This window comes from Tianweitania populi, assembly GCF_014652875.1.
In the GTDB taxonomy this organism is placed as follows: Bacteria; Pseudomonadota; Alphaproteobacteria; order Rhizobiales; family Rhizobiaceae; genus Tianweitania; species Tianweitania populi.
This window is the reverse complement of the sequence record NZ_BMZQ01000003.1, coordinates 62219-83396: the sequence shown is the minus strand read 5'-3', so window position 1 is coordinate 83396 and position 21178 is coordinate 62219. Positions and strand designations below refer to the sequence as shown.

Annotated in this window: 14 protein-coding genes and 1 pseudogene; 5 read left to right on the top strand and 10 right to left on the bottom strand. The window is 62.2% G+C overall.

Annotated features, from left to right (window positions below):
• Nucleotides 1-34 precede the first annotated feature (34 nt).
• The 10 genes from IE166_RS16815 to IE166_RS16770 all read right to left on the bottom strand — a co-directional run bounded on the left by IE166_RS16815 (nucleotide 35) and on the right by IE166_RS16770 (nucleotide 17443).
• Complete coding sequence (locus IE166_RS16815) at nucleotides 35-1441, bottom strand: DNA phosphorothioation-associated putative methyltransferase (RefSeq protein ID WP_189506235.1); 1407 nt, start codon at nucleotides 1439-1441, stop codon at nucleotides 35-37.
• Nucleotides 1434-1907, bottom strand: a complete 474-nt coding sequence (locus tag IE166_RS16810; protein ID WP_189506234.1) for a class I SAM-dependent methyltransferase — start codon at nucleotides 1905-1907, stop codon at nucleotides 1434-1436. Before IE166_RS16810 ends, IE166_RS16815 begins: the two co-directional genes overlap by 8 nt.
• Entirely contained in the window at nucleotides 1908-7259 is a 5352-nt protein-coding gene (locus IE166_RS16805) for an FtsK/SpoIIIE domain-containing protein (protein WP_189506232.1), read from the bottom strand. It lies immediately after the preceding gene.
• The gene (locus IE166_RS16800) at nucleotides 7246-8883 is read right to left on the bottom strand and encodes a hypothetical protein (protein WP_189506230.1); all 1638 of its coding nucleotides are present in this window, start codon (nucleotides 8881-8883) and stop codon (nucleotides 7246-7248) included. The genes IE166_RS16805 and IE166_RS16800 overlap by 14 nt, the downstream gene beginning before the upstream one ends.
• The gene (locus IE166_RS16795) at nucleotides 8883-10733 is read right to left on the bottom strand and encodes a hypothetical protein (RefSeq protein ID WP_189506228.1); all 1851 of its coding nucleotides are present in this window, start codon (nucleotides 10731-10733) and stop codon (nucleotides 8883-8885) included. Before IE166_RS16795 ends, IE166_RS16800 begins: the two co-directional genes overlap by 1 nt.
• Nucleotides 10733-11557, bottom strand: a complete 825-nt coding sequence (locus tag IE166_RS16790) for a phosphoadenosine phosphosulfate reductase family protein (protein ID WP_189506226.1) — start codon at nucleotides 11555-11557, stop codon at nucleotides 10733-10735. The genes IE166_RS16795 and IE166_RS16790 overlap by 1 nt, the downstream gene beginning before the upstream one ends.
• Nucleotides 11554-14739, bottom strand: coding sequence for a hypothetical protein (locus tag IE166_RS16785; RefSeq protein ID WP_189506224.1), 3186 nt, complete (start codon nucleotides 14737-14739; stop codon nucleotides 11554-11556). Before IE166_RS16785 ends, IE166_RS16790 begins: the two co-directional genes overlap by 4 nt.
• Nucleotides 14736-15632, bottom strand: coding sequence for a DUF4007 family protein (locus tag IE166_RS16780; RefSeq protein ID WP_189506222.1), 897 nt, complete (start codon nucleotides 15630-15632; stop codon nucleotides 14736-14738). Before IE166_RS16780 ends, IE166_RS16785 begins: the two co-directional genes overlap by 4 nt.
• Nucleotides 15617-16768, bottom strand: a complete 1152-nt coding sequence (locus IE166_RS16775; protein ID WP_189506220.1) for a cysteine desulfurase family protein — start codon at nucleotides 16766-16768, stop codon at nucleotides 15617-15619. Before IE166_RS16775 ends, IE166_RS16780 begins: the two co-directional genes overlap by 16 nt.
• A 399-nt stretch (nucleotides 16769-17167) precedes the next feature.
• Nucleotides 17168-17443, bottom strand: a complete 276-nt coding sequence (locus tag IE166_RS16770) for a helix-turn-helix domain-containing protein (protein ID WP_189506218.1) — start codon at nucleotides 17441-17443, stop codon at nucleotides 17168-17170.
• A 164-nt stretch (nucleotides 17444-17607) separates the two neighbouring features.
• On the opposite strand from IE166_RS16770, the gene IE166_RS16765 reads away from it, so the two are divergent.
• The 5 genes and pseudogenes from IE166_RS16765 (at nucleotide 17608) to IE166_RS16745 (ending at nucleotide 21170) form a co-directional block, all read left to right on the top strand.
• Nucleotides 17608-18111 (top strand): hypothetical protein, encoded by a 504-nt coding sequence (locus IE166_RS16765; protein WP_189506216.1) that lies wholly within the window; start codon nucleotides 17608-17610, stop codon nucleotides 18109-18111.
• Nucleotides 18112-18196: 85 nt separating this feature from the next.
• Nucleotides 18197-19078, top strand: a complete 882-nt coding sequence (gene ehuB, locus IE166_RS16760) for an ectoine/hydroxyectoine ABC transporter substrate-binding protein EhuB (RefSeq protein WP_244641544.1) — start codon at nucleotides 18197-18199, stop codon at nucleotides 19076-19078.
• A gap of 9 nt (nucleotides 19079-19087) precedes the next feature.
• Nucleotides 19088-19747, top strand: a complete 660-nt coding sequence (locus IE166_RS16755) for an amino acid ABC transporter permease (RefSeq protein ID WP_189506214.1) — start codon at nucleotides 19088-19090, stop codon at nucleotides 19745-19747.
• Nucleotides 19737-20396, top strand: a complete 660-nt coding sequence (gene ehuD / locus IE166_RS16750; RefSeq protein WP_189506212.1) for an ectoine/hydroxyectoine ABC transporter permease subunit EhuD — start codon at nucleotides 19737-19739, stop codon at nucleotides 20394-20396. The genes IE166_RS16755 and ehuD overlap by 11 nt, the downstream gene beginning before the upstream one ends.
• A gap of 23 nt (nucleotides 20397-20419) precedes the next feature.
• Nucleotides 20420-21170: pseudogene (locus tag IE166_RS16745) on the top strand (amino acid ABC transporter ATP-binding protein).
• Nucleotides 21171-21178: the final 8 nt, after the last annotated feature.

Genomic DNA, 21178 nt, shown 5'->3' with positions numbered 1-21178 from the left:
AAAAACAATGGCGAGATGAGAAAGTTCTTCGGGATTATACCTTCGCCAGTACCTTCGTTTCCCTGATACCAAAAGCTACACAATACTCAGCTTCAACCGATCGTTGGCGGGATCGTCGTGCCATGCCGAAGACGTCCGCTTTACGTACCAGGATGCGGGGGTCGTCGCGGATGACCACATCTTGCCGCTTGAGGTCGATCGTGATCGACATTTTTGTCTTGGGGAACGGCTCGCGCCTAGAGGTAAGCGTGAAGAGCGTGGTGCGACGGCGCAGCGGGTCGAGTCGGACGATGTGCTCCTGCTCGATGTCGCCTGACAAGTACAGCGCGCACCCGACGTAACACCTCAGCATCCCCTCGAGCTTGGCAACGCGTTCTCTGTTGATGACCAGGCGTCCATCCTCGTCGATCGCCCCCAAGCCCCCATCGGATGCGTGCTGCATGGCGGTGACCGTGCGTTGTGGATCCGCGAGGAGGTGGAGATATTCGAGCGCCTGTTCGCCGAACTGCTGCTGGCTACCGAAGTGCTGGCGGATGTCGCGCAACATCGCCGTGCTCAGCTGTGTGGCCGTACGAGACCGGTTGAGGATGTTGAGCGCTTGGTGCACGAGCAAATCCTCTCTCCGCTCGTACACCGCCCGAGCGAACATTTCCGCATCTATGCCTGCATCGCGGCTGGCCTCGATTGCCCGCGCGAACGATACACGCTCGGCGGCGAGGAGATCATGAACATCCGGGGTCACCTCGTCCGGATGGGGCAACCGCCCCCGCTCGAGCGCAAAGCCTGTTATCGCGTTGATAGCGGTGCCGATCCGATCTGCGAGTTGTGGTTTCGAGACGGCGGTCCTGGGGGGACGATCGGCGCGGTAGGCACTGGTGGACGTTCTGCTCCCGCGACGTCGCTCCAAAAGGAAGTCCTGCTCGTCCTCGGGCAAGCGGAAGAGCGCAAAGATGCCTGGCGCCAAGGCAACGGGCTCGACCCCCGTCACCTGGGTCAGCATCGCCTTTAACTCCGCCTGCTGAAAGTACTTCTGGAAGGTGCTCCGAGCAGTCAGGTACCCGTCACCGAACTGACGCAGGCCGACCACAGGCACTGCGCCGACAATCATTACCGAGACAACCAGGATGCGCGTCGCGAGCGCCCACGCTCCCGTGAGTGCAACGATGCGCTCGGCCGGATCCTCGATGACGTTCAGGACGTAGCCGAGATTGACGATCTCGGCTTTATGCTGTGGCGCCTCGGGTGCGAAGTACGGATCCCAGCCGACCGCCTGTACGCCCGCCGCACCTAACGCCCGCAGGTCGTCGCCTTGGCCGCAGCCGTAGTCGAACACCGTCACGCCCGACCGGACCAACCCAAGGCGAACCGCGAGCGACATCGGTCGCGACAGAGTGTGCCGCACCATGGCTGTCCGATGGCGGTGCACGGTCGCGTTAGTCATGCGGGAAAATCACCTCGTCGCCGAACGCGGCCCAGCCTGCCTGCGCGAGCCGCTCGTTCCAGGTTCTTTGTCGTCCGATGACGTGGCTGTCCTTGAACAGGCCCGTCTCGACCATCTTTCGGGTCGTCTTGGCCCAGCGGACGGCGCGTGGATCGTTCGGCATCACCAGCTGTTCCTTGCGATGTAGGATCAGCGGGTTGGCCGAACGGCTGAAGTCAGTTCGGGTATGCTTTCCAGTTGCGACGTTCACCCGCGTCGATGTGATGAGCCGCGGGAAGGCTGCGGCATCAAAATCCTCGTACTCGAGCAGTCCAACGACATGCTTCTCTACGCGCGCGACGTTCCACCGTGATGCACTCGCGATCGCGACTGCCTCGTCGATAATAGACCGCTTATCCTTCGCGAGCGCCCCGATAGCGTCGCGGTGAACGTAGAGCGCGCCGCGTACGAGCTTCCCGACAGCCATCTACTCCGCCGCTTCCCGACGCGCCTCCAGCCAGGTCGAGATCACAGCGTCCGCGAGCTCCTCGACCTCTTCGTCGCCGATAAAGGGTACCTGCAGGTAGATCTTGTCGTCGGTGTCGAGCTTCGCGATCAGGTGCCCCTTGCCCAGCAGCCGGTCGGCACCGGCCTCGCCGAGCGCTATGCGCGAACTTCCCTCATCGCCGAGACGCAGGATCAGCTTGTTTCCGAGGTTCGTCCGCAGCTGCATGGTCATAACCTGATTGTCGGCACGCTGGTACACCATGAACAGGTGAAAGCCCGCGGCTCGCGACTTGGTCGCGATCTTGTTGATGAGGCCGTCGACGAGCTTCTTGAAGTCGTCGTCCTGCATCCAGTTCGCGACCTCGTCGAAGAAGATGACGATCCGCGGCATGCGCCTGTCGGGTGGCATCTTGCGGTTGTACTGGTCGATGTTGCGGCAGTTCTCGCGGCTGATCTCGTCATATCTCAGGTCCATGTCACCCACTAGGCGCTCCAGGAGTGCCATCGCCCCGTCCTGATCGTCGACGATGCCGCCCTTTAGGTGCGGCAGGCGACGGGCCCAGGCGTAGTCGACTCCCCGCTTGGGGTCGATCAGGTACATCTCAAGCTCTTCCGGGCTGTTGAGGGAGCACAAATCGAGCATGAGATTGGTGACGAGGATGCCCTTGCCGCTGCCTGTCGTGCCCGAGATTAGGCTGTGAGGCGCCGCGCGCTCCTGCGCGAGGTATGCGCTAGCCAGCGGCAGGAAGCAAAGGCTGCCGTCATCCTCCTTTTCACCCAGAAGCGGCGAGGTGCGCTGGCCATCCGCAGGATCGGCCACGCGCTTAAGCCAAGCGTCAGCGAGGTGAAGGATCGCGCGCGCCGGGCGGCGCAGACCGATCGCGATCTGCCCGGGCATCGGCGATATGCGCACGATGTCGAGCCCATAGCGGGTGAGCAGGTCCGTCCGCTTCCGCTCCAGCCAAGCGACCGTCAGCGTGCGCCCGCCGACATAGACAAGACCGGTGTTCGGAGTGAGCCGCTGGCCCGTAACGGGTGCGTCCATGCCCTCGGCTTGCAGCGCCGCACGCAATGAGTCGATCTGCCCTGCGAGCCATGTTTGGCCCTCCGCCTCGTCGCGGGCGTTGCTCAGCCGATGTAGGACTCCCGTGATCTGGTGGCTCCACGGGCCAGCGGCGTCTGCAGGCTCGTCAGCCACACACAGTTCGGCTGATCCCTCAGAAATTGGATTGGGCGGCGGCTTCGGTCCGTCTGGCTGCGGCCCCGAAGGTGGCGGCGGTACGTCGTCTAGTGGGTCGTCCTGCGATGGATCCGCATTGAACTGCGAAGGCGTCGAGGGCGCCTGCACGTCGTCAGGTTCGACGCCAAGCGCCGATCGTGGCCAACCAGCCGGCACATGGATCATGGGAGTCAGCGAGGCATCGGCGAGCCCCCGCAGAGCTTTGGCGGTATCCGCACGCGAGAACACCCACTGTGCTAGACATCGACGTTCGGCAATAACCTTCGCCTCGTCGGGCAGGTGCGGCATCGGTTCGAAAACGGCGTCCAGCTCATGGCTGAACACCATAGAGTGTCCGTCGACCGAGATCGGGAGAGTACCGTCTCGCAGGCCCTCCAGCCATCGATCCTGGCCGATCCCCCCGATTTGGTCAAACGGCTCCATGTGCTCGAGGACCATGTCCGCGAGGCGGTGGCGCCAAATCGCCGGATCCAGGTTCGCGGATCCGCCGAGCAGGCGGTGGTTGAGCGCCGTCCACGTCGCCTCGAGTTGCCCAGCGGACCGCTTGCGGTGCTCGGAGATGCCGTCCTGACCGACGTATTTCGCCTCGGCCACCACCACGCGGACCTCCGGTCCGTTGACACCGACCGCGAAGTCGATGGCGAGGATATCGGCCATTTCGCCCGTCAGATCGAGCCAGTCCCGGTAGTCGTCGAGGAAGAACCACGCGGTCTTGTTCTCGCGATCCACGCTTAGCAGACGCTCGAGTTCACGTAGGGAGAGGACGAGACCGAGCAGCTCATGCGCGTAGTTCGACCATTGTGCGCCCCGCATCACGACGCCGCCGGACAGCTGCGCCGCCCGGATGAAGAGCTCGTGGCGGATTGCCGATAAGGTGTCTGCGTCCAGCCCCTGGAGCAGGACGCCGATGTCCGCGTCGATGCAGTCGCCGAGCTCTCGCTCGGTGATCTCGGTCGATACGATTACGTTGTGCGTCGACCCAGGCACGCTGAAGTAACGGATGATGCGGCGCTCGTCGGTGGCGATGAGCCGACGGTCGGCGACTCGGTCGAAGGTCATCACCCAGTTGCCGAGCTTGTGCGCCTTGGCGAGGATCTGGCTGACCTCGCCAGCCTTGAACTCGACCTCCTGCACGGGGAGCCAGGGTTCAGCGTTCGTCGCCACGTCGCGCATCATGATCGTTCGTAGGGCATCGACGTAGATCCGTCCCGCAAGTGGCTGCCTCGGCGCCGTCAGGTATAGCGCAGCCGTGGTGTTCCCCTTGCGGAAGGGCCGTCGCTTCGAGCGCGCGGTCGGGACGAACGTCGCGATCTCCTCGCTTGTGCCGTCGTCAAATCCCTTTGTCCAGCGCACCTTGCTGCTGCGCGCGATCACGTCCTGCAGCAGGACGATGTCGTTTGCCTTCTGCGTCTCTTGCGCGAGCGTCTCGGGGCTGAAGATGCCAACACGCAGACGCGACAGGAAGTTGCGTGCCGCCTCGCTGGCAAGACTGGTGTCGATTTCGTGGCTGATGCGTCGGTTCTGCCGCTCGTACACCTGACGAAGCCGGATGGGATCGTCGTCAGTCACGACGAGCTCGCACCTGATCTCGCTGTCATCCTCGACACGACGCGATAGCCCGTTGGCCATAGCGAGCGGAAGGTTCTCCGAATCGGCGTTAAGGATCACCACCGAGAAGTTCGCCCGCTCGTGCGGGCGCAGTTTGAGGTACTCGTCGGCGACGCGGTCGAACGCGGCGATCGCCGCATCGGCGGGTTCGTTGGTGACGCCGTGCTGGGTGCCCCCCGAGACCGGCTCGAGCAGGCTGCAGTCCATGATCGCCTCGGTTTCGGCGATTAGCTGCGCGTCAAGGCCTGGAAGCACGGCGATGTCGCCGTAGTAGGTGCCGCCGAGGGTGGCGATCCGGTCGCAAACAAAGTCCTCGACACCGCTGCGCTGGTCGGGATCACTGGTGACCACGGCGGCCACAGCCTTCGCCAGCTGACGGGCTTTGGCACCGATCTCGGCAAGTCGCAGAGGGTGCCACGCCGTCACGATGGCCGACGGCGTCTCTCCCTCGACTGCTATGAGGCCGATGCTCGTCAAGGGTGCAAGCAGGTCTCGAATACACAGTTCCTGCGGTGCAATCGTCATGACGCTGCGGAGTAGGTCTCCGTAGAGTTCAGCCTGAAGCAAGATATCGTCGGCGCCGATGCCTGAGCCCCGCACGAGAGCATCGACGGCCGCACCGTAGGTCGCTACGAACGTGTCGTAGGCGGAGCGCAGCTCCTGTCCCTGGTCGGACGTGATCACGCCCTGCTCAACAATGGCGGTCAGCGCGCGCGGCCACGTAACGTCGATGCAGTTCTCATCGCGACCCGGGTTTGCCAGCAGTCCCTCGCTCTGCTGGAACGCGTCCGTTACGGAGCTGCGTTGAGCGAGATCGACGTTGCTGGGCGCGGCCCTTCGGCTTGCCCTGTTCTGGTAAATGCGTCCGGTGATCAGGTGCGTCGGCTGCGTGGCGTCCTGCTGTCGGATCTGCCGCAAATCGATCGAAAGCGACAAACCCAAGGCTTCGGGGTGCGGTTTCCAGACCATCTGCGCGCGGTTGGCGTGCGGCTTGCTCGATCGGTCCTCGAGGACGGCTTCGAGCTCCTCTCGCGTGACCAAAAAGGCCTCGAACTCGAGCTCGGTCGCCGCCTTTCCGTTGCTGGAGTTCTCCTCGGCGACGTTCTGCTCCCAGCTGTCCTCCCAGCATCTCCCGAAGTCGAGCACCGTGTGGGGTGCGAGCAGTTCGGGAAGGCCGCGGTATCGGTCACGCAGGTAGCGCAGGATGCGCGTGTTCTTTTCCGAAGCCCAGAAATCCATCTTCTCCGAATTGCGGAGACGTATGAATAGGACCGGCGAGCCTTCGTCTGTCTCGGTGTCCTCAGTTTCGGGGAACGCACGATGCGCGAGGCGCAGGAGGCCTTCGCCCAGATCCCTGGTTTCGATCGGCGCGCGAAAGACCATGCGCTCCCACCGCTTGTAGAGCTTCGGGTTCGTCTGCAGCCGGGGGCGGTGCCGGGCGAAGAAGTCGTCCACCTGTTGGGATGGCTTCAGGTTCTCCTTGGCCAAGTCTGCGAGCAGTTCGTCTTCGGCTGGCTTCAGCGTCCCTGGGTACTGGCGGTCGAAGAACGACTTCGTCTCGCTGCCGAACGACTGCTTTGGCTTGCGCTTGGTTTCGCTGAAGAACGGCTCAATGCGATCCCATCCGAGTTCGGAGACCGCCTGCTGGCTCTGCGTCCACTGGCCGTCGTGCACGGCGCGGTCGGCGACCAGTGCCTCGAGCTTGTCGTGCACTTCATCATTGAGGGTGCCGTCGGCCTTCATGACTGCCAGCCTTTGGCGCAGCTCGCTGCGGTTGAGCGGATCGCCGTCCTTCGCACGCAGAAAGATCGCCGGCTGCACGTCTTCGACGATCTTGCGGAAGAAGCGCGCCGCCGTCTCCGCCGACTCTGTGATCTTCATCCTCGGGTCCCCACTGTCGCGCGGTAGCCGTAACGCGGGCAGCGAGGCACGGATCGCGTTCTCTGGCGCGAGACCCTTTTCAATCAGGTGGAAAACGACGTTCGAAACGAAATCGCCGATCGTCTCGGCGTCATGGGCGACGAACGCGCCGAGCACCCCTTCCAGCACGTTCGTGAACTTGTTCCGAATCTCGTCGGAGCTCTGCCTGAGCGCCACCTGCGACCAGATCTCGGGACTCTGCAGCAGCCACGCCTCGTCGATCTTCGAGTTGTGGGCTAGCGTCGGTTCGGTGGCCTTTACCATGTCCGGCGGGACCGTGCAGACAGTTAGCTTCATGCCGGCTGTCGCGTGGTTGCGGTGCCACGGCGCCGTCTGGTCCGAGATGACTGCGGGCGAGACGTCGCCGACGGCCAGTCGCGGATGGATAAACACCTCAACGGCGCCGCTGTGGGCGGCCGCATCCTGCGCCACGCTCCTGACTATGGCACTTGTCACCTCGGCCCCGAGGCCAATGATGCAGTAGAAGGCACGGCCGGTCGAAGCGTCGCGCACTTCGGCGAGACGACGCGCGGCCACATGACCTATCAGTTCAAGCGTGGACAAGTTGCGCTGCTCCGCTGGTCGCCGCCGTTGCGTCGTGGAAGGGATTGATGACGAAAGCGCAGTCGTCGGACTTGCGGTCTAGGAAGCCTAGCACGCGGAGCCGGTCTTCGAGACGGCGCTCGTTGTCCTTCAGGTCCGCCAGTGGTGCTGGAAGCGCGCTGGTCTTCACGTTGAAGGCGACGCGCACCTCCTCCGGTCCGATGACGATGTTGTACCTAGTCATCAGCCTATGCAGGAAGTCGCCGAACTCCATAGGAGTCGTGACGTTTGCGAGCACCAGCGCCTCGAGGAACGCGTCGCTCGGCGCATACCATGTGCCGGAGCTGCGCTGGGCCCTCAGCATGCCGATGTGCTTCGCATGGTTCGAGAACGTCGATGTGATCGAGTGCCCTTTGGTGTTCTGTGCCTGCGTGCGCAGCTCGGCGAGTTGATCCAGCGGCGAGGGCATCCAGTCCGGGTTGGGTGATCGGCTTGGCCGCCATAGGAAGCGGGATGCGAGGAGGTCCATCGCCTCCTTCGCGCCAGCGGCACTGGCCAGCACGCCACTCCATTCGCCGGATGCGGCGAAGGTGTCGATGAAAGCGCCGATCGCTTCGACCGGCATCGAGCGGTGCCGCCTGAACTGGTTCGCGGACAGCTTCCGGATGGGGTTGTTGCCGGGCGCGCCGAGCAGGTCTAGGAAGAATGGCGGAACCGGCACGTCGTCGCCGATCGTCTCCTGCGCGCGCTCGAGGATGTAGAGGATCTGCATAAGTCCACTGACGCGTTCGAGCGGATCGAGCAGGTTCTCGACGGGGATGTTACGCAGGGACAGAAGCGCGACCCAGTCGTCGGCGAGACGGTTGTAGCTGGTGGCACTGGCCACAGGCAGGTAGCCGATGTGCGTGTCACCAACCGATGCTGCGGTCGATCCGCCGACACGCTTAGCCAAGCGGTTCCATGGGCTCGCTGCACCAAGCAGGCGCGTTTCGATGAGCTCGCCGAGCCCCTCCCGCCGAGTCGCCCGATTGAGCATCAGGTAGAGCATCTCGCCCGTCCGACGCATGAACTTGCGGTCGAGAGAATTCTTATCGTTGACGTCTGCAAACAGCATGTCTGGGCCGAGCGGGAGGATGTGCCGCGACGTCCACCGCTTTGCCGACTGCGCCTCGATTTCGGCGGTGCGCAGCAGCTCCACCGAGCGTGCCATCTCGCCGAACGTCTCGAACTCGTCCTGTAGGTAACCAAGTTCAAGGCCTGCATAGTCCCGGCTGACGGTCCCGAGCCATGCCTGCCAGCGGGCCTTCTCGTCGACTGACTGTCCGTTTGCGATCCGGATTACCTCGCGATCGCGGAAGAGCATGTGTCTGAGTTCGTAGTTGAGCCGCAGTCTGTAGGTGATCGCCTCGTGCTCCCCAGAGGCAGCGGATGCGACGGGCGTGAAGACCGGGTCGCCTTGCACCTTGCGGTGGAAGCAGATGTGCAGCGCCTCGACTACGGTGAGCCATGGTGACTGGTCATCGTAGAACAGCAGCCCCCAAATTGCGTACTCGCACCACAGCTTCACGCTCGAGAGGTTCTGCGTCTCGGGAACGCGGACAGCGTTCTTTAGGAGCTGCAGGTGCTGATTTCTGCTGGTAGTCATCAGATTTCGATCCTGCTGGCCTGGACCTCGCCCTGGGTTCCGAGCGACAGCATGTGGACGACTTCAGGATTAGATTCGTCATCGGCATGCATCGCGCGGATCGCGGCAGTGGCGACCAGCGCGTAGTGCCGTATCTCCTGATGGCACTGCCTCGAAAAGCTCGCTGGAAGGCTGCCGTTAGCAACGCGCATCAGGTACTCAAATAGCAGCGGACGTAGGTCGAGCTGCGGCATCTTGGCCTGGACCCATAGCTTCGGGACCGCGACGCCGAGCGATGGCCGGCGCGTGACCGGGTCGCGTAACAGCTTGACCGAGAGGTTGGTGGTGGAGGTTCGATCGACGGCTTCCACTGTGGCGACCCTCCCCGACGGGTCGTCGGTCTTGCCAATCGTACCCGACAGCCAGAGATGGTTGTCGTCCGCGGCCATCATGCCCGTCAGTGCCCTGTTGAGGCCGCGGACGAGCTGCCGCGTGAACGGGTCGGTGACGTCACGAGCGGCCCCCGCCTCAAGCGCGTCAAGCAGCCGGAGGTATTCGCCCCCGTGATGGAAGATGGTCAGGCGCCACGGCGTTGCCCCCTCAACATACGGATGTTCCGGAAGGAGGAAGAAGGCGCGCCGGCGTTGGGCCTCGAGGCCGCGGCGGAAGTTACGGATCGCGACATCGCCGCCGCCACCGCCCAGATACTCGCGCCTGAGTTGATCGAAGACGTTCGAGCCGTAAGTCGGCTCCTGATCGAATAAGGTGCCGTATAGCGACTTCGGCTCGCGCTGCACGAGCATTGCGTCGATAATGTTGTTCGTCTCGAAACCCACTCCGAGCACCTCAAAGATACCGAAGACTCGGTTCGCGCGCCGCCTGTCGTCGCGCAGGTTGCGGCCCATCGCGTTGTTGTAGGGGTTGGTGCTCCCGTAATCCCGCGCGAGGGCCCGCTTCTTCGCGGTGGCGCAGTCGAGCAGAGGCCGATCGGCATTCTTCGCGTCGCCAAGGATGATGTTTACGACGAGTGTCAGTAGCTGGCGAATGGGTACGTGCTGATCGTTCGCCGCGGCGAGGCGCAGCGAATTCCGTAGTCGGGCGCGGAACGATGACGGCACGCCGTCTGAAGACATCAGCAGCGACCGGTTTAGCTGGATTGGACAAGGTGTCTCGCCCGAGGCACCTAGGCATCCCGAGCAGGCTCCGTCCCAGTCGGGATGTTCGAGAACCGCGTCGAAGATGGAGTCAACGGTGGCGCTGCTCCATGTCCGACTGAGGTTCATCAGGCGTAGCGCCACGCCGTTGGCGGTCTCGCTCTCCGCACGCAGCATCTCGGTGATACGTTCGTGTAGCAGCCGGTATCGATCCGCGACCGTTCCGCCCGTGCGAGCGGCATCGCGGAAGTACTTCAGGAGCTGCCCATCGTTCGCGGCCACCAGGTACAGCCGCTCGTCGGTCTCGCCGAGCAGAGCGCTTGCGAAACTCGCTAGCTCGGCCTCCTTCTCGCTGTCTGAAATTTCACTCAGGTCGCGGATGACGCGCAATTCCCGACCGTCCGGCAGCTGGATGTGAAGAACACCTTCCGCGCCTGGCCAGCCGACCAGCGCGGCTGGGTGGTGCACCTCGAGGAAGCGCCGGATGTGGAAGGTCTTGCCGTCGCCCGCTGTTCCCGTAAGGATGACGTTCCTTCCGGCGCCGATGTTTAGCTCCGTTCCGATGTCCTCGAGGCGGGGCGCCTGCGTGCTGATGCTGGTGACGCCATACTCGTCCTCTGCTATTCGGACGTTCTCGTCGCACAGGCTATCCGAGGCGGCGACCGGACCGTATGTAGCCAGGAAGTCGATGAGCCTGTTGTGGGCCGGCGCGTTCATCAAAGGTGGCAGACGGCGCAGCCGTCCTCTGCCTTCGATTTGACCACCCTTCGCGGCATGTTCTCGACATCGTCGAGCGAACGGCCATCGACCCAAGTGTACTTCCGACCCTTTTTCATCGTCTCGTAACTCTTCGCCTTCTCATACAGCTCGGGATGGCGCTCCTTAAGGCCCTGCCACTCGCCGATCTGCTGGTAGAAGCAGAAGTAGCACCCCGACCGGCTCCGCCACTCGTAGTAGTCCGGAAGGCCTAGCCCGGCGCTGTCGAGGATCCGGCCGACCTCGGCGATGTCGATAGCGTCATCTCGGTAGGGATAGACGGGCGTGATGTTGGGCCTTTCCGAGATCACCACCGGTTTGGCCCCAGCCGTGCCCGTCCCGAGGTATCCAGCGCGGTTCTCATCGGCGCGTAGACCAATGTAGGAGTAGGCTCGATCGCCGCCGATGAAGCGCTCAAACGGCGCGATCTTCATAATCCGTGTGCACCACCTCGCGCGCGGGCTAGGCAGGAAGCCCGCGAAGTGTTCGAACAGCGCGACATCAAATGCAGTGCGCCCCGGCTTTTCAGCAACATCGAACATTTCCATTGCCGAGACCCGGTGGATCTTCACCCCGATGATGTTTTCGAGCCGATCCAGATAGTTGATTGTCTCGGGCAGCTCGACGCCTGTGTCGGAGAACACGTACTCGAAGTTAACTTCGGGATTGCGCTGCTTCAGGTAGACAGCGAGAGCGGACGAGTCTTTGCCACCCGAGACGGGCACGATGTGCCGTGCTCCAGTATCCTTCACTGCGTCATTGACGTTCGTGGCCACTAAGCTCATCTTTTTCCTCCCGCGACCTGAACGCTGCGGACGCGACTGTCTTCGGTCTCGTCGATCTTAGCAAGCATTCTGGTAAGTTGCTCAACGCGGGCCTGGACAATCGGCCTCAGCGCCACGGTTGGCTTTTCGGTGTCCATCGCTGCCGCCTCTATCCGCTCCCGCGCGTCACGCAGCGCGGACCTGAACTGCGCGGCAGTGCGATCGTCCCACTTGTCGAGGCTGCGCTGGAGCAGGATCGAGCTGAGCGCGTTGGCAAGAGACTTCGGCGAGAAGCGGCCGTTCACCGCCTCTACCGCCTTCCGCAACACGGCACGGTCGACAATGCGTAGGTCGTCGCGCCTATCTAGTGATGCGGCGTCGAAGCAATCTGCCCAGGCGGTGACCGCTTCCAGCGGATCAATGCCGAGATAGGCGGACCGGAAGCCCTGGGCTATCACCTCGACAGCATCCTGAGCGAATTGGTCGCGCAGATGATCGATCTCGTTCCGCGCAGTCTCCAGCTTGCCGATGAGGCTAGTGGAAGGCGTCTTTTCGCCAATCGCCATTGGCAGATCCTTGAGGAGGAGCTGGACTGGATCGGAAGAGCTGCCCACTGTCCGCAGTAACCCCCTTGCACGAGTCCCAAGCTTCTGGGAGCGTCTGGATCCGTCGGAAACGGTGAGCAGCCAGCGTGTCAGCGCATCATGCGCGAAGCGGATGAGTTCGTCGCCCGCCGTGGGCCGCTCGTGAGCGAAGACGTAGGCGATCTCGGACAGGTATTCGACGAGGTTGGGCGTGGGGTCGAGAACCTGCACGCAGAACCCCTTCGGGTTGGACACCATGCTGTCGAATTGGAAGCCCAGGGTGTCAGTGACGTATCGACCGCTTTCGTACAGCGCCACGGCGCGTGAGAAGTGCTTGAACCCAGCAGCGATGAGCACCGGTATCACTGCCCTCGGGACGCCCATCGGCGCCGACGCAAGTGTCGTGACGAACTCACCCAAGTCACGGTACTCGCCTTGGTTCCGACCCGTGGGCGTGCGGAAGAAGTTGGCGATACGGAACCAGACTTCCTGGAGGCCCGGGTCGGCGATTTGGTCGGGATCAGCGAAGCGCTTCGATCCTGCGGGACGAAGCCCCGTGTTCTCTAACACTGTTCGGTAGATGGATCCTTCCGCGCTTCGATCGCCTTCCTCGTAGCCCAGCCGTTCGCGATCGGAGCGTTCGAGTATGGATCCGATGACGCGGACGCGCGCGGTCTGCATCGTGCGCGATGCGGAGCTGCGCATCAGCTGCTCGTTCGCAATCCTTGGCGTCTTGTCGAACCATTGGCTGAGCAGGCGGGATGCTGCCATTGGTCCGGGGCGCTCCGGCGACACCCCTAAAAGCTGGCCTTGCGAATACCACGTCGATCCGGTGGCACGTGGATCCAATAGCCCGCGCAGCAGTGTGGCCAGCTCCTCGAAAGCCACCGACTGGAGTTCGTCGATCTCTGTAATCACCATGGGATCGGACGCCACGAACTCCTTGTCGGCGCGAAGCGCCTCGATTGACGTCAGCTCAATAGCGGCGCTTTCAACATCGAGGGGACGGTCCGGCACAGCAATGATCGCCTTGACGTCGGACTTCTTCGCCAGCTCCCGCGCGGCGGCTATCTGCGCCTTGTCCTCGGCAAGCACGTAGATGATCAAACCATCCGCCGCGTCGCCGTCCGCGAGGAGTGTGCCCAGTTCATTGATTGACGCATAGCGTCCCATCAGGAAGCGGTTCACCCCGTATTCGGCGTTGTGGCGCGGTGCTCGCAGATGCGGCGCAGGAAAACGGTCATCGAGGAACGCCCGCAAGTTGAACGCGCTCGACCGGCGTTCGCGTTCTTCGCGTACTCGGATGGCGACATCGATGTCCGCACCGTGCCACACCGCTACGTCGTCGGTATGCTTGCGCCAGAGCAGCAGCTTGGCCTCGAGCAGATCGTCCACGGCGGTCACGACGTCGGCGGATGGGATGTCCGCCTCCGCGACCGCCAGCTCAAGGACCTCGCGCGGCAAGCGGCGACGTTCGCCGCTGATGCCTAGCTGCAGCAAGCACGCTGCCGCGAGCAGCATTCGTTGCAGGGCGGTATCGGCCCGCGACCTGGCGCTCTCGGTCTCGATCCAGCGGCGGTACGTGCCGCCGATGCCGACATCGGTACGCATCGCGTCCGAGAACGCCGTGTAGACCGCCTCAAGATCGACCTTGCGCGTAAGGTCGATCTCTCGCAGGAAGGAGAAGAGGCTTCGCTCGTTCTGGCCCACACGCGCGACAAGTGTCGGCAGAATCTGTAGCGCGCCCGGCGACAGTGGTCTCGCGTCTTCGAGGATCGCGAGTGCCTGGCCCGCGTCTTCGATACCGTCTAGCCACTTCCACTTCACGACCTCTTCGGCGATGCCCTGGGTGACAGGCGGCATGATCGCCGCGCTATCGGGCGGACGCATGTCAGAGACAACCTCAGCGATCAGGCGGTAGAATTCCTGACTATCCTCGATCATTCGAAGTGGGCGGAACCGCCCCTCAATCTTCCGCCACTCGCTGCGCGACGTCTCATTGAGGCGCGTTGCGTACGCGAGAAGGTTCTGGTGCAATAGTAGCGTCAGGCTCATCGTTGGCCCGGTCGCGCGTGATACGCGTTCCGACAGACGCTGGACGACATCGAGCTCACCCGAACGACCATCGGCAACCAGGCCTTCGAGGTGTCGACCGAATTCATCCCAGACGATGGCGACGTGGTCCCAGCCAGCGTCGCGCATCTTCTTGCCGAAGCCCTCGACGCTCTTTGGCGGCTGCTTCATGCCAAGCGCTTCGGCTATCGCCGCGATAGGGTCATCGACCATCCCAGACAGGACGACGACATGCCCTTGAAGGTTGCCGGCGAATCGGCTGCGTAGGGCCGATCCGATTTCCGGGTCGACCTGGTCGACACGGTCCAGGACCGGTGCAAGCGCACGCCGGTCGTGGTCAGAGTTGAAGACCAGCAGCGCTCCGACGCCTGCTGCCAAGCTCTTTCCGCTTCCATAGGGCGCGATGACCATCGTCGCGGTGCCTGGTTCGATGATGGCGCTGATGATCGGCAGCGCTCGGCGGGTGGGGCGATAGTGGCTGAAACGTTCTGGATGCTTCAGATCCTCGACCAAGCTGAGCGAGCGGAAGAAGTCGGCGCCAATCATGGCGCGTCCTTGATGCGACCATAGTAGTCGCGGAGCCACTGTTCGATCGGCCTGACCGAAGCCCGAAGGTATCGCTCGCCTGCCAGTGTCTCGACGCTGACGCCCTTCATCGACAATGCGCTGGCCGCCGTGCCAACCATTTCGTCGACGGCATCGAGGCCGGCACAAAAAACGCGGCCCGGGCCGAGACGGAGCGTTGCGAGTTCGCGCAGCGACAGCGCGTCTCGGCCTGTCTCCCCGGCGAGCAGCGAGGAGCAGGCGAGGAATGCCTCGACCGGCAGCCCGACAGTTGCACGGCTGCGCTCGAAGCGTCTTACAAGGTCGTGGCGCACGATCAGCCCGAGCTCGCGAAACGGGCACGCGCCCACGTCGTCGGGATCGACGAGGTCGACGCCCGGACGCGCTGCGTACGCGTTGAGTAGGCAAGATACGTCCTTCAGCGCCATGGCGTCGCTGGCTGGACGCAGGGCTTTGGCGCGCGTGAATTGAAGGAAGGCCTCCGCGCATGAAGCACGGTCGAAGATACGGTCCGAATGGTCGTTGAAGAACCACGACCACACAGACCCTTCGCGGGTCGCCAACACCAAATGGAGGAACCACCATGTGCCAGGCAACTCGCAATAAGGATCGTGCGTCGTGACCAAATTCGCGATTTCCGACGGCACACGGCCCGACCGGGCATCATCGCCGTCACGGGCTAGTCCGGTTGCCTTAAGCCAAAACCCAAGCGACTCAACCATCTTGGAGCCGAGGCCGAGATCGTCGCCAACCTCCGTGTTTGGATGGAAGGCGCCCTCCTGCCGCATCCGGGAGAGGCCCTTTGGTAGCCAGCCATAGCGCACTGGGAAGGTGACGTGGCCGCCGTAGGAGAAGCGCATTAGGCCTGTGCCCATGAAATGCTCCTTAGATGGTTGACAGTATCGGCGATTATTGACGTCGCCTCATCTATCTCGGCACCGGTATTCAGGGTGGAGATCGAGAAGCGGACGGTCTCAAAAGCGTCATTCTCGGACATGCCCATCGCCATCAGCACATGCGATGGTTCAGGGCGGCGGCTTGAGCATGCCGACCCCTGCGATGCCGCAACGCCGCGGCTGTCCAGCTGGGCGATCAGCGACATGCCATCGACACCCGGGAAACGTACGCTCGAGATGTTAGGCAGTCGATTGGTCGCGCCCTCGACTAGCACGACTTCGGGAAGTGCATCTCGCAGCCCGGCCTCCAGTCGATCGCGCAACTGCGACATGCGCAGCACGCTGTCATCCATTGTGCCGGCGCGCGCCTCGCAGGCCGCGCTAAGGCCCGCGATCAACGGAACCGCTTCGGTGCCCGCTCTCAGCGATCCCTCCTGGTCGCCGCCGACGAGCAGGGGTGCTAGCGGTACGCCCCGCTCGGCGGCTACAATCGCGCCGACACCCATCGGAGCGTGCAGCTTGTGCCCGGAGATGGTAATCACGTCGGGGCCAACTCCGGGCGATAGGTCGATCGGCAGCTTGCCAAACGCCTGCGCCGCGTCGGAGTGAAACGTCGTCTGCGTACGTGTCGCCAGCAGCGTCGCGATAGCAGCGATCGGCTGGATCACGCCTGTCTCACTGTTCGCGAACTGGATCGAGACGAGAAGCGGCCCCTGCACGGACGCGACCATTGCTCCGAGCTGCTCGAGATCCACCAAGCCAGTCCGATCGACCGGGACGAACAAGACGGTCGTTCCGCTGGATGCCGCCCGCTCGGCCGACCGTAGCACCGAAGGATGTTCGACGGTGCTCGTGATAATCGTGGTCGCCGGGACGCCTGCGAACACTGTGTTGTTTGCCTCCGTGCAGCCGGATGTGAATGTCACGCCATCATCCAGTGCGCCGCCCAGGAGTGACATCACACCGTCGCGGGCCCGGGTGAGGACGGCACGCGAGCGATCACCGAGCTCGTGTGCGCTCGCTGGATTGGCCGCTCCGCTGCGCATTGCGGCGACGACAGCGTCGATCACTTCCTCGGTTGGTATGGTGTTCGCGGCGGCATCCAAATTGATCATCGTCGCGGTGCCCAACGGCAGGGAACCATTGTTGAAACCGGTAAGAAGTACGTCATTACGCCATCCCTCGCACGGTCGATGGCTTGTAGGATGAGCTCCAGTACGCCAACGATTTATCTGCACCATCCGCCACCGCGCAGTGGCGACGCCTACCTGGCGGTGGGACATACGAAGAATCGTACGCACACCGCAATTGATTACTGACGGACGGCACGCTCTTGCACCACCGCGACAACATTGAGCGCTCCTACAATCTTCGGCGGAGACACTCGGCATCAAGCTGTCAGCCCCGTCGCGTTCGAAGAAATAGCTATGGTAGCTTACCCTCGCGTCCACAAGACCGGCAGTAGGTCTCTTGGATAGGATTAGAGCCCGGGTAACTTACAACGTGACGATGCATTAAAGTTTTTTGGGTGAGCGAAGTCTGACACCTACGCCCCCGCCATTTTCATCGATGAACTCGATGCCGGCCTCCTGCAAGCAACGCTTAAGTGCAGCGATGGTCACCCGGTTAGCTTTTATTGGGCCGGATACCGGCTCTAGGCGCTTGATCGTTGCCAAAGAAACACCGGACTTTTCGGCCAGCTTCTTCTGATCCCACTGAAGCAGCGCTCTCGCGGCTCGAACCTGATCGCTGGTCAGTTGAGAGTCTTCATCGGCAGCAACAGCATTCATAGGGCTTGATTATTCTTCTGGCATCATTTAAGTCTTATGGCATCACGCGTTCGCTTAGGTGAGCAGTTAAAAAACCTGCCTAGGCGACGTGCGAGAGCGGCTGAAAGAGGTGCGTCAACACCTCTCCCAGCCTGACCACTACCAAGCTGTTGGGAGCTCGGATCATGGCTGATTCCGACAATACCACGACTTTGCCCGTCGTCATCAAGAAGTGGCGTGAGAAGCAGAGGCGTGTAGGCACCACTCAGAAACAAAGTTGCATCGCATCGACGCACGCGGCATCGATCGTTTCCGATCCTGCAATCGAACTTCTGCACAACTGGAACGAGACGCATTACGCGGCGAGCGTGCTATGCCGCCTGCAACAAAGGCAGGAAAGCCGCTCGTTGAGGCTCCGGCCGCGGCGCTCCAATCCTGACGTTCCACATACCGAATGCTGCAACCATGAAGCGGCGCGGGCTGCCGAGATCACGGCCATCGATGAGGAGGAACGCCTGCTTGAAGCGTGCTCGGCAACCTCGGCCTCCACGCTGGAGGGCGTCTTGGCCAAGCTCGAAATGATCGAAAGCGCCGGGCAGAGCAGGGGAACGGCCACGGAGTTCCCTTGGCCGCAGATCCGTTCGCTGACTATGGACCTCAGGAAGGTCTTGTCGGCAGGCAAGAGGTAGCCGTGATCGCCTGAGCCGGAACGAAGCGCGGCACAAGCCAAACAGGCCAGCTGCACCACAAGTCTTACGAGAATGGGAGAAGAGAATGTTCGATCGCTTTCGCGAGCCGGTAGCGCTTGCCTGTACCACAATGGCATGCCTCGCGCTGGTGAGCTTGTCCGCCATTACTCCGGCGCAGGCAGAAACAACCAGGGAGCGCGTGCTCCGTGAAGGCAAAATCGTCATCGGCATCCATAACCGTTCACCATGGGGCCTCCGTGACGATCAAACAGGCGAAGCGACCGGCTGGCATCCCGACCTTCTGCGTGCAGCGTTCGAGCCGCTCGGTGTGACCAAAATCGAGTTCAGGGTGACAGAGTTTGGCGCGCTGATACCGGGCCTGCTCGCTGGGCGCTTCGATGCAGTGGCCTCCGGGCTTGCGATAACGCCAGAGCGATGCAAGCAGGTTTCCTTCGGAGCGCCCGACCTTCAGGCACCTGACGCAGCCATCGTGCTCGCGGGTAATGCCCAAAAAATTTACGGGTATGCCGACATTGCCGACAACGACGATCTTGTCATGGGCGCCGGCCGAGGGAGCGTCGTCACACGGAATGCCACGGCCGCGGGAGTGCCGGAGTCGCGCATGCTGCTTTTTCCCGACATTGAAGCGAATGTCTCCGCGCTTCGGGCGGGACGCGTTGATGTGGCGGTTTTGTCTTCAGCGACAGTCATCGGGATCTTAGGAGGGCAGGGGGCTCAAGGACTAGAACGGGCCTTGCCCTTTGATGTGGGGGAAGCGGAGTTAAACGTCTCTGCAATTGCGTTCCGGCATGAAGACGACGATCTGCGCGCCGTCTACGACCAGCAGTTGGCGGAGATCAAGAAAGACGGCCGCTTCGAAGCAATTATGAAGAAGTACGGCTTCGGTGAGCCGGAGATGGTGCCGTCTGGCGTGACCACCGCCGAAATCTGCGCCACCAAGCCGTAACAGATCGCCATGACCATTCTGGATATCTGGCTGGGCATCCTTCGGGGGCTCGGGACCACTGCGGCCGTGACCGGTTACGGCCTCGTCTTCGCAGTCCCGTTCGCGCTTCTTTTAGGGGTCGCCCAATATCTTACCCGAGGGATCGCACGCCTTGCGATTACCTGCATCATCGAATTCTGGCGCAGTTCTGCCGTCATCATTCTCCTCTTCTTCTTCTACTACACGCTTCCGGTGGTAGGCGTCACGCTGTCGGCCTGGACGGTAAGCGCCATGGTTCTTGGTCTGAACGCCGGCGGCTATGCCAGCCAGGCAGTGCGGGCGGGGCTGCAAGCCCTGCCAGCCGGTCAAAGGGAGGCAGGGAAGGCGCTCGGACTGTCGCGCGCCACCACACTGTTGCTGATTGAGCTTCCTCAGGCCTTGGTTGCGATGAGCCCGACTTTCGTGAACACCCTCATTCAGCTTGTGAAGGGAACAGCACTGGTCTCCTTGGTCACACTGACGGACATGACGTTCAGGGCCAAGGAAATCGCCCAGATCGAATATAATCCTATCGCCATTTATAGCGCGCTGCTCATGGCCTTCTTTGTCGTCTGTTATCCCATTGCCTTGATGGGACGCTGGCTTGAGGCGCGCATCGGCAAATCGGGAGGGCGTTTCGGTGGGATTTGATCCAGATTTCGCAGTTTCGAGTGTGCCCATCATCCTCAGCGCGCTCGGCACAACCCTGGCTGTAGCGTTGGCAAGCTGCATAGGTGCAGCGATCATCGGCTTCGCCTTCGAACTGATCCGGCGCGCAGGCGGGCTTGGGGGCGCGACCACACGCTTCATCATCGACTTCATTCGCTCGACGCCAGTGCTCGCTTGGCTTTACTTCCTCTACTATGTGCTGCCTTTCTACGGCATCCGCATCAACGCGATAGGCACAGGCATAATCGCCCTGAGCCTCTACTACAGCGGCTACCTGGCGGAGGTCTTCAAAGCTGGCATAGATGCCATTCCGCGTGGCCAGTCGGAGGCTGCAAAGGCCTTATCGCTCAGCCGCCGCGACACGATCGTTCACGTCATTGCGCCTCAGATGCTGCGCAACATCGCCCCACCACTTGGCAACTACTTCGTGTCGATCCTGAAGGCGACGCCTTACCTTGCCGTTCTAGCCGTCCCCGAGATGCTTGGACGCGCCTTCGACATCGCCTCTGAGATCTATCGCTACGCGGAACCGCTGGCTGCAGCTGGGCTGATTTTCCTCGTGCTCGCACTGCTCGTCTCAGCCGGCGTCAAGCGCCTGGAAAATCAGCTTCTTTGGAGCGGTACGCGATGAACATCGCAATCCGGAACTCAACAATGACGGCAGCCAAGCAACCGGTCGTGGAGATCATCGGCCTGAACAAGTGGTTTGGAGCGCTTCATGTACTCAAGGACATCGACTTTGAGCTACCCACTGGTGCACGAATTGTCGTCTGCGGCCCGTCTGGTTCGGGAAAATCGACCCTGATACGCTGCGTAAAAAGGGCTTGAAACCTACCAATCCGGGCAGCTGCGTCTGGCGGGGGTAATCGTTGGCCAAGACCCCAAGGCAAGTGCCGCAGCACGCCGCCAGACCGGGATGGTCTTCCAGAGTTTCAATCTCTTTCCTCATCTCATGGTCCCTGCCAACTGCACATTGGCGTTGCGTCGTGTCGCGGGCAAAAACCGAAGCGAGGCCGACGCCATAGCGATGGCGTACCTCGAAAAAGTTCAAATACCGGAGAAGGCCAGATCCTATACGGGTCAGCTTTCCGGCGGCCAGCAGCAGCGCGTCGCCATCGCGCGGGCACTCTGCCTCAACCCGCGGGTGATGCTGTTTGACGAACCAACATCCGCTCTCGATCCCGAGATGATCAAGGAAGTGCTCGACGTCATGCGCGGCCTTGCGAATGACGGCATGACGATGATCTGCGTGACACACGAGATGGGCTTTGCGCGGGAGGTCGCCGATCAGGTCGTGTTCATGGACGCCGGTCAGATTCTGTATCGCGGGTCGTCTGACAGTTTTTTCAAAGGGGAAGGGCATCCACGCTCACGCACCTTCCTCGAAACGATCTTGAAGCATTGAGGATGCCA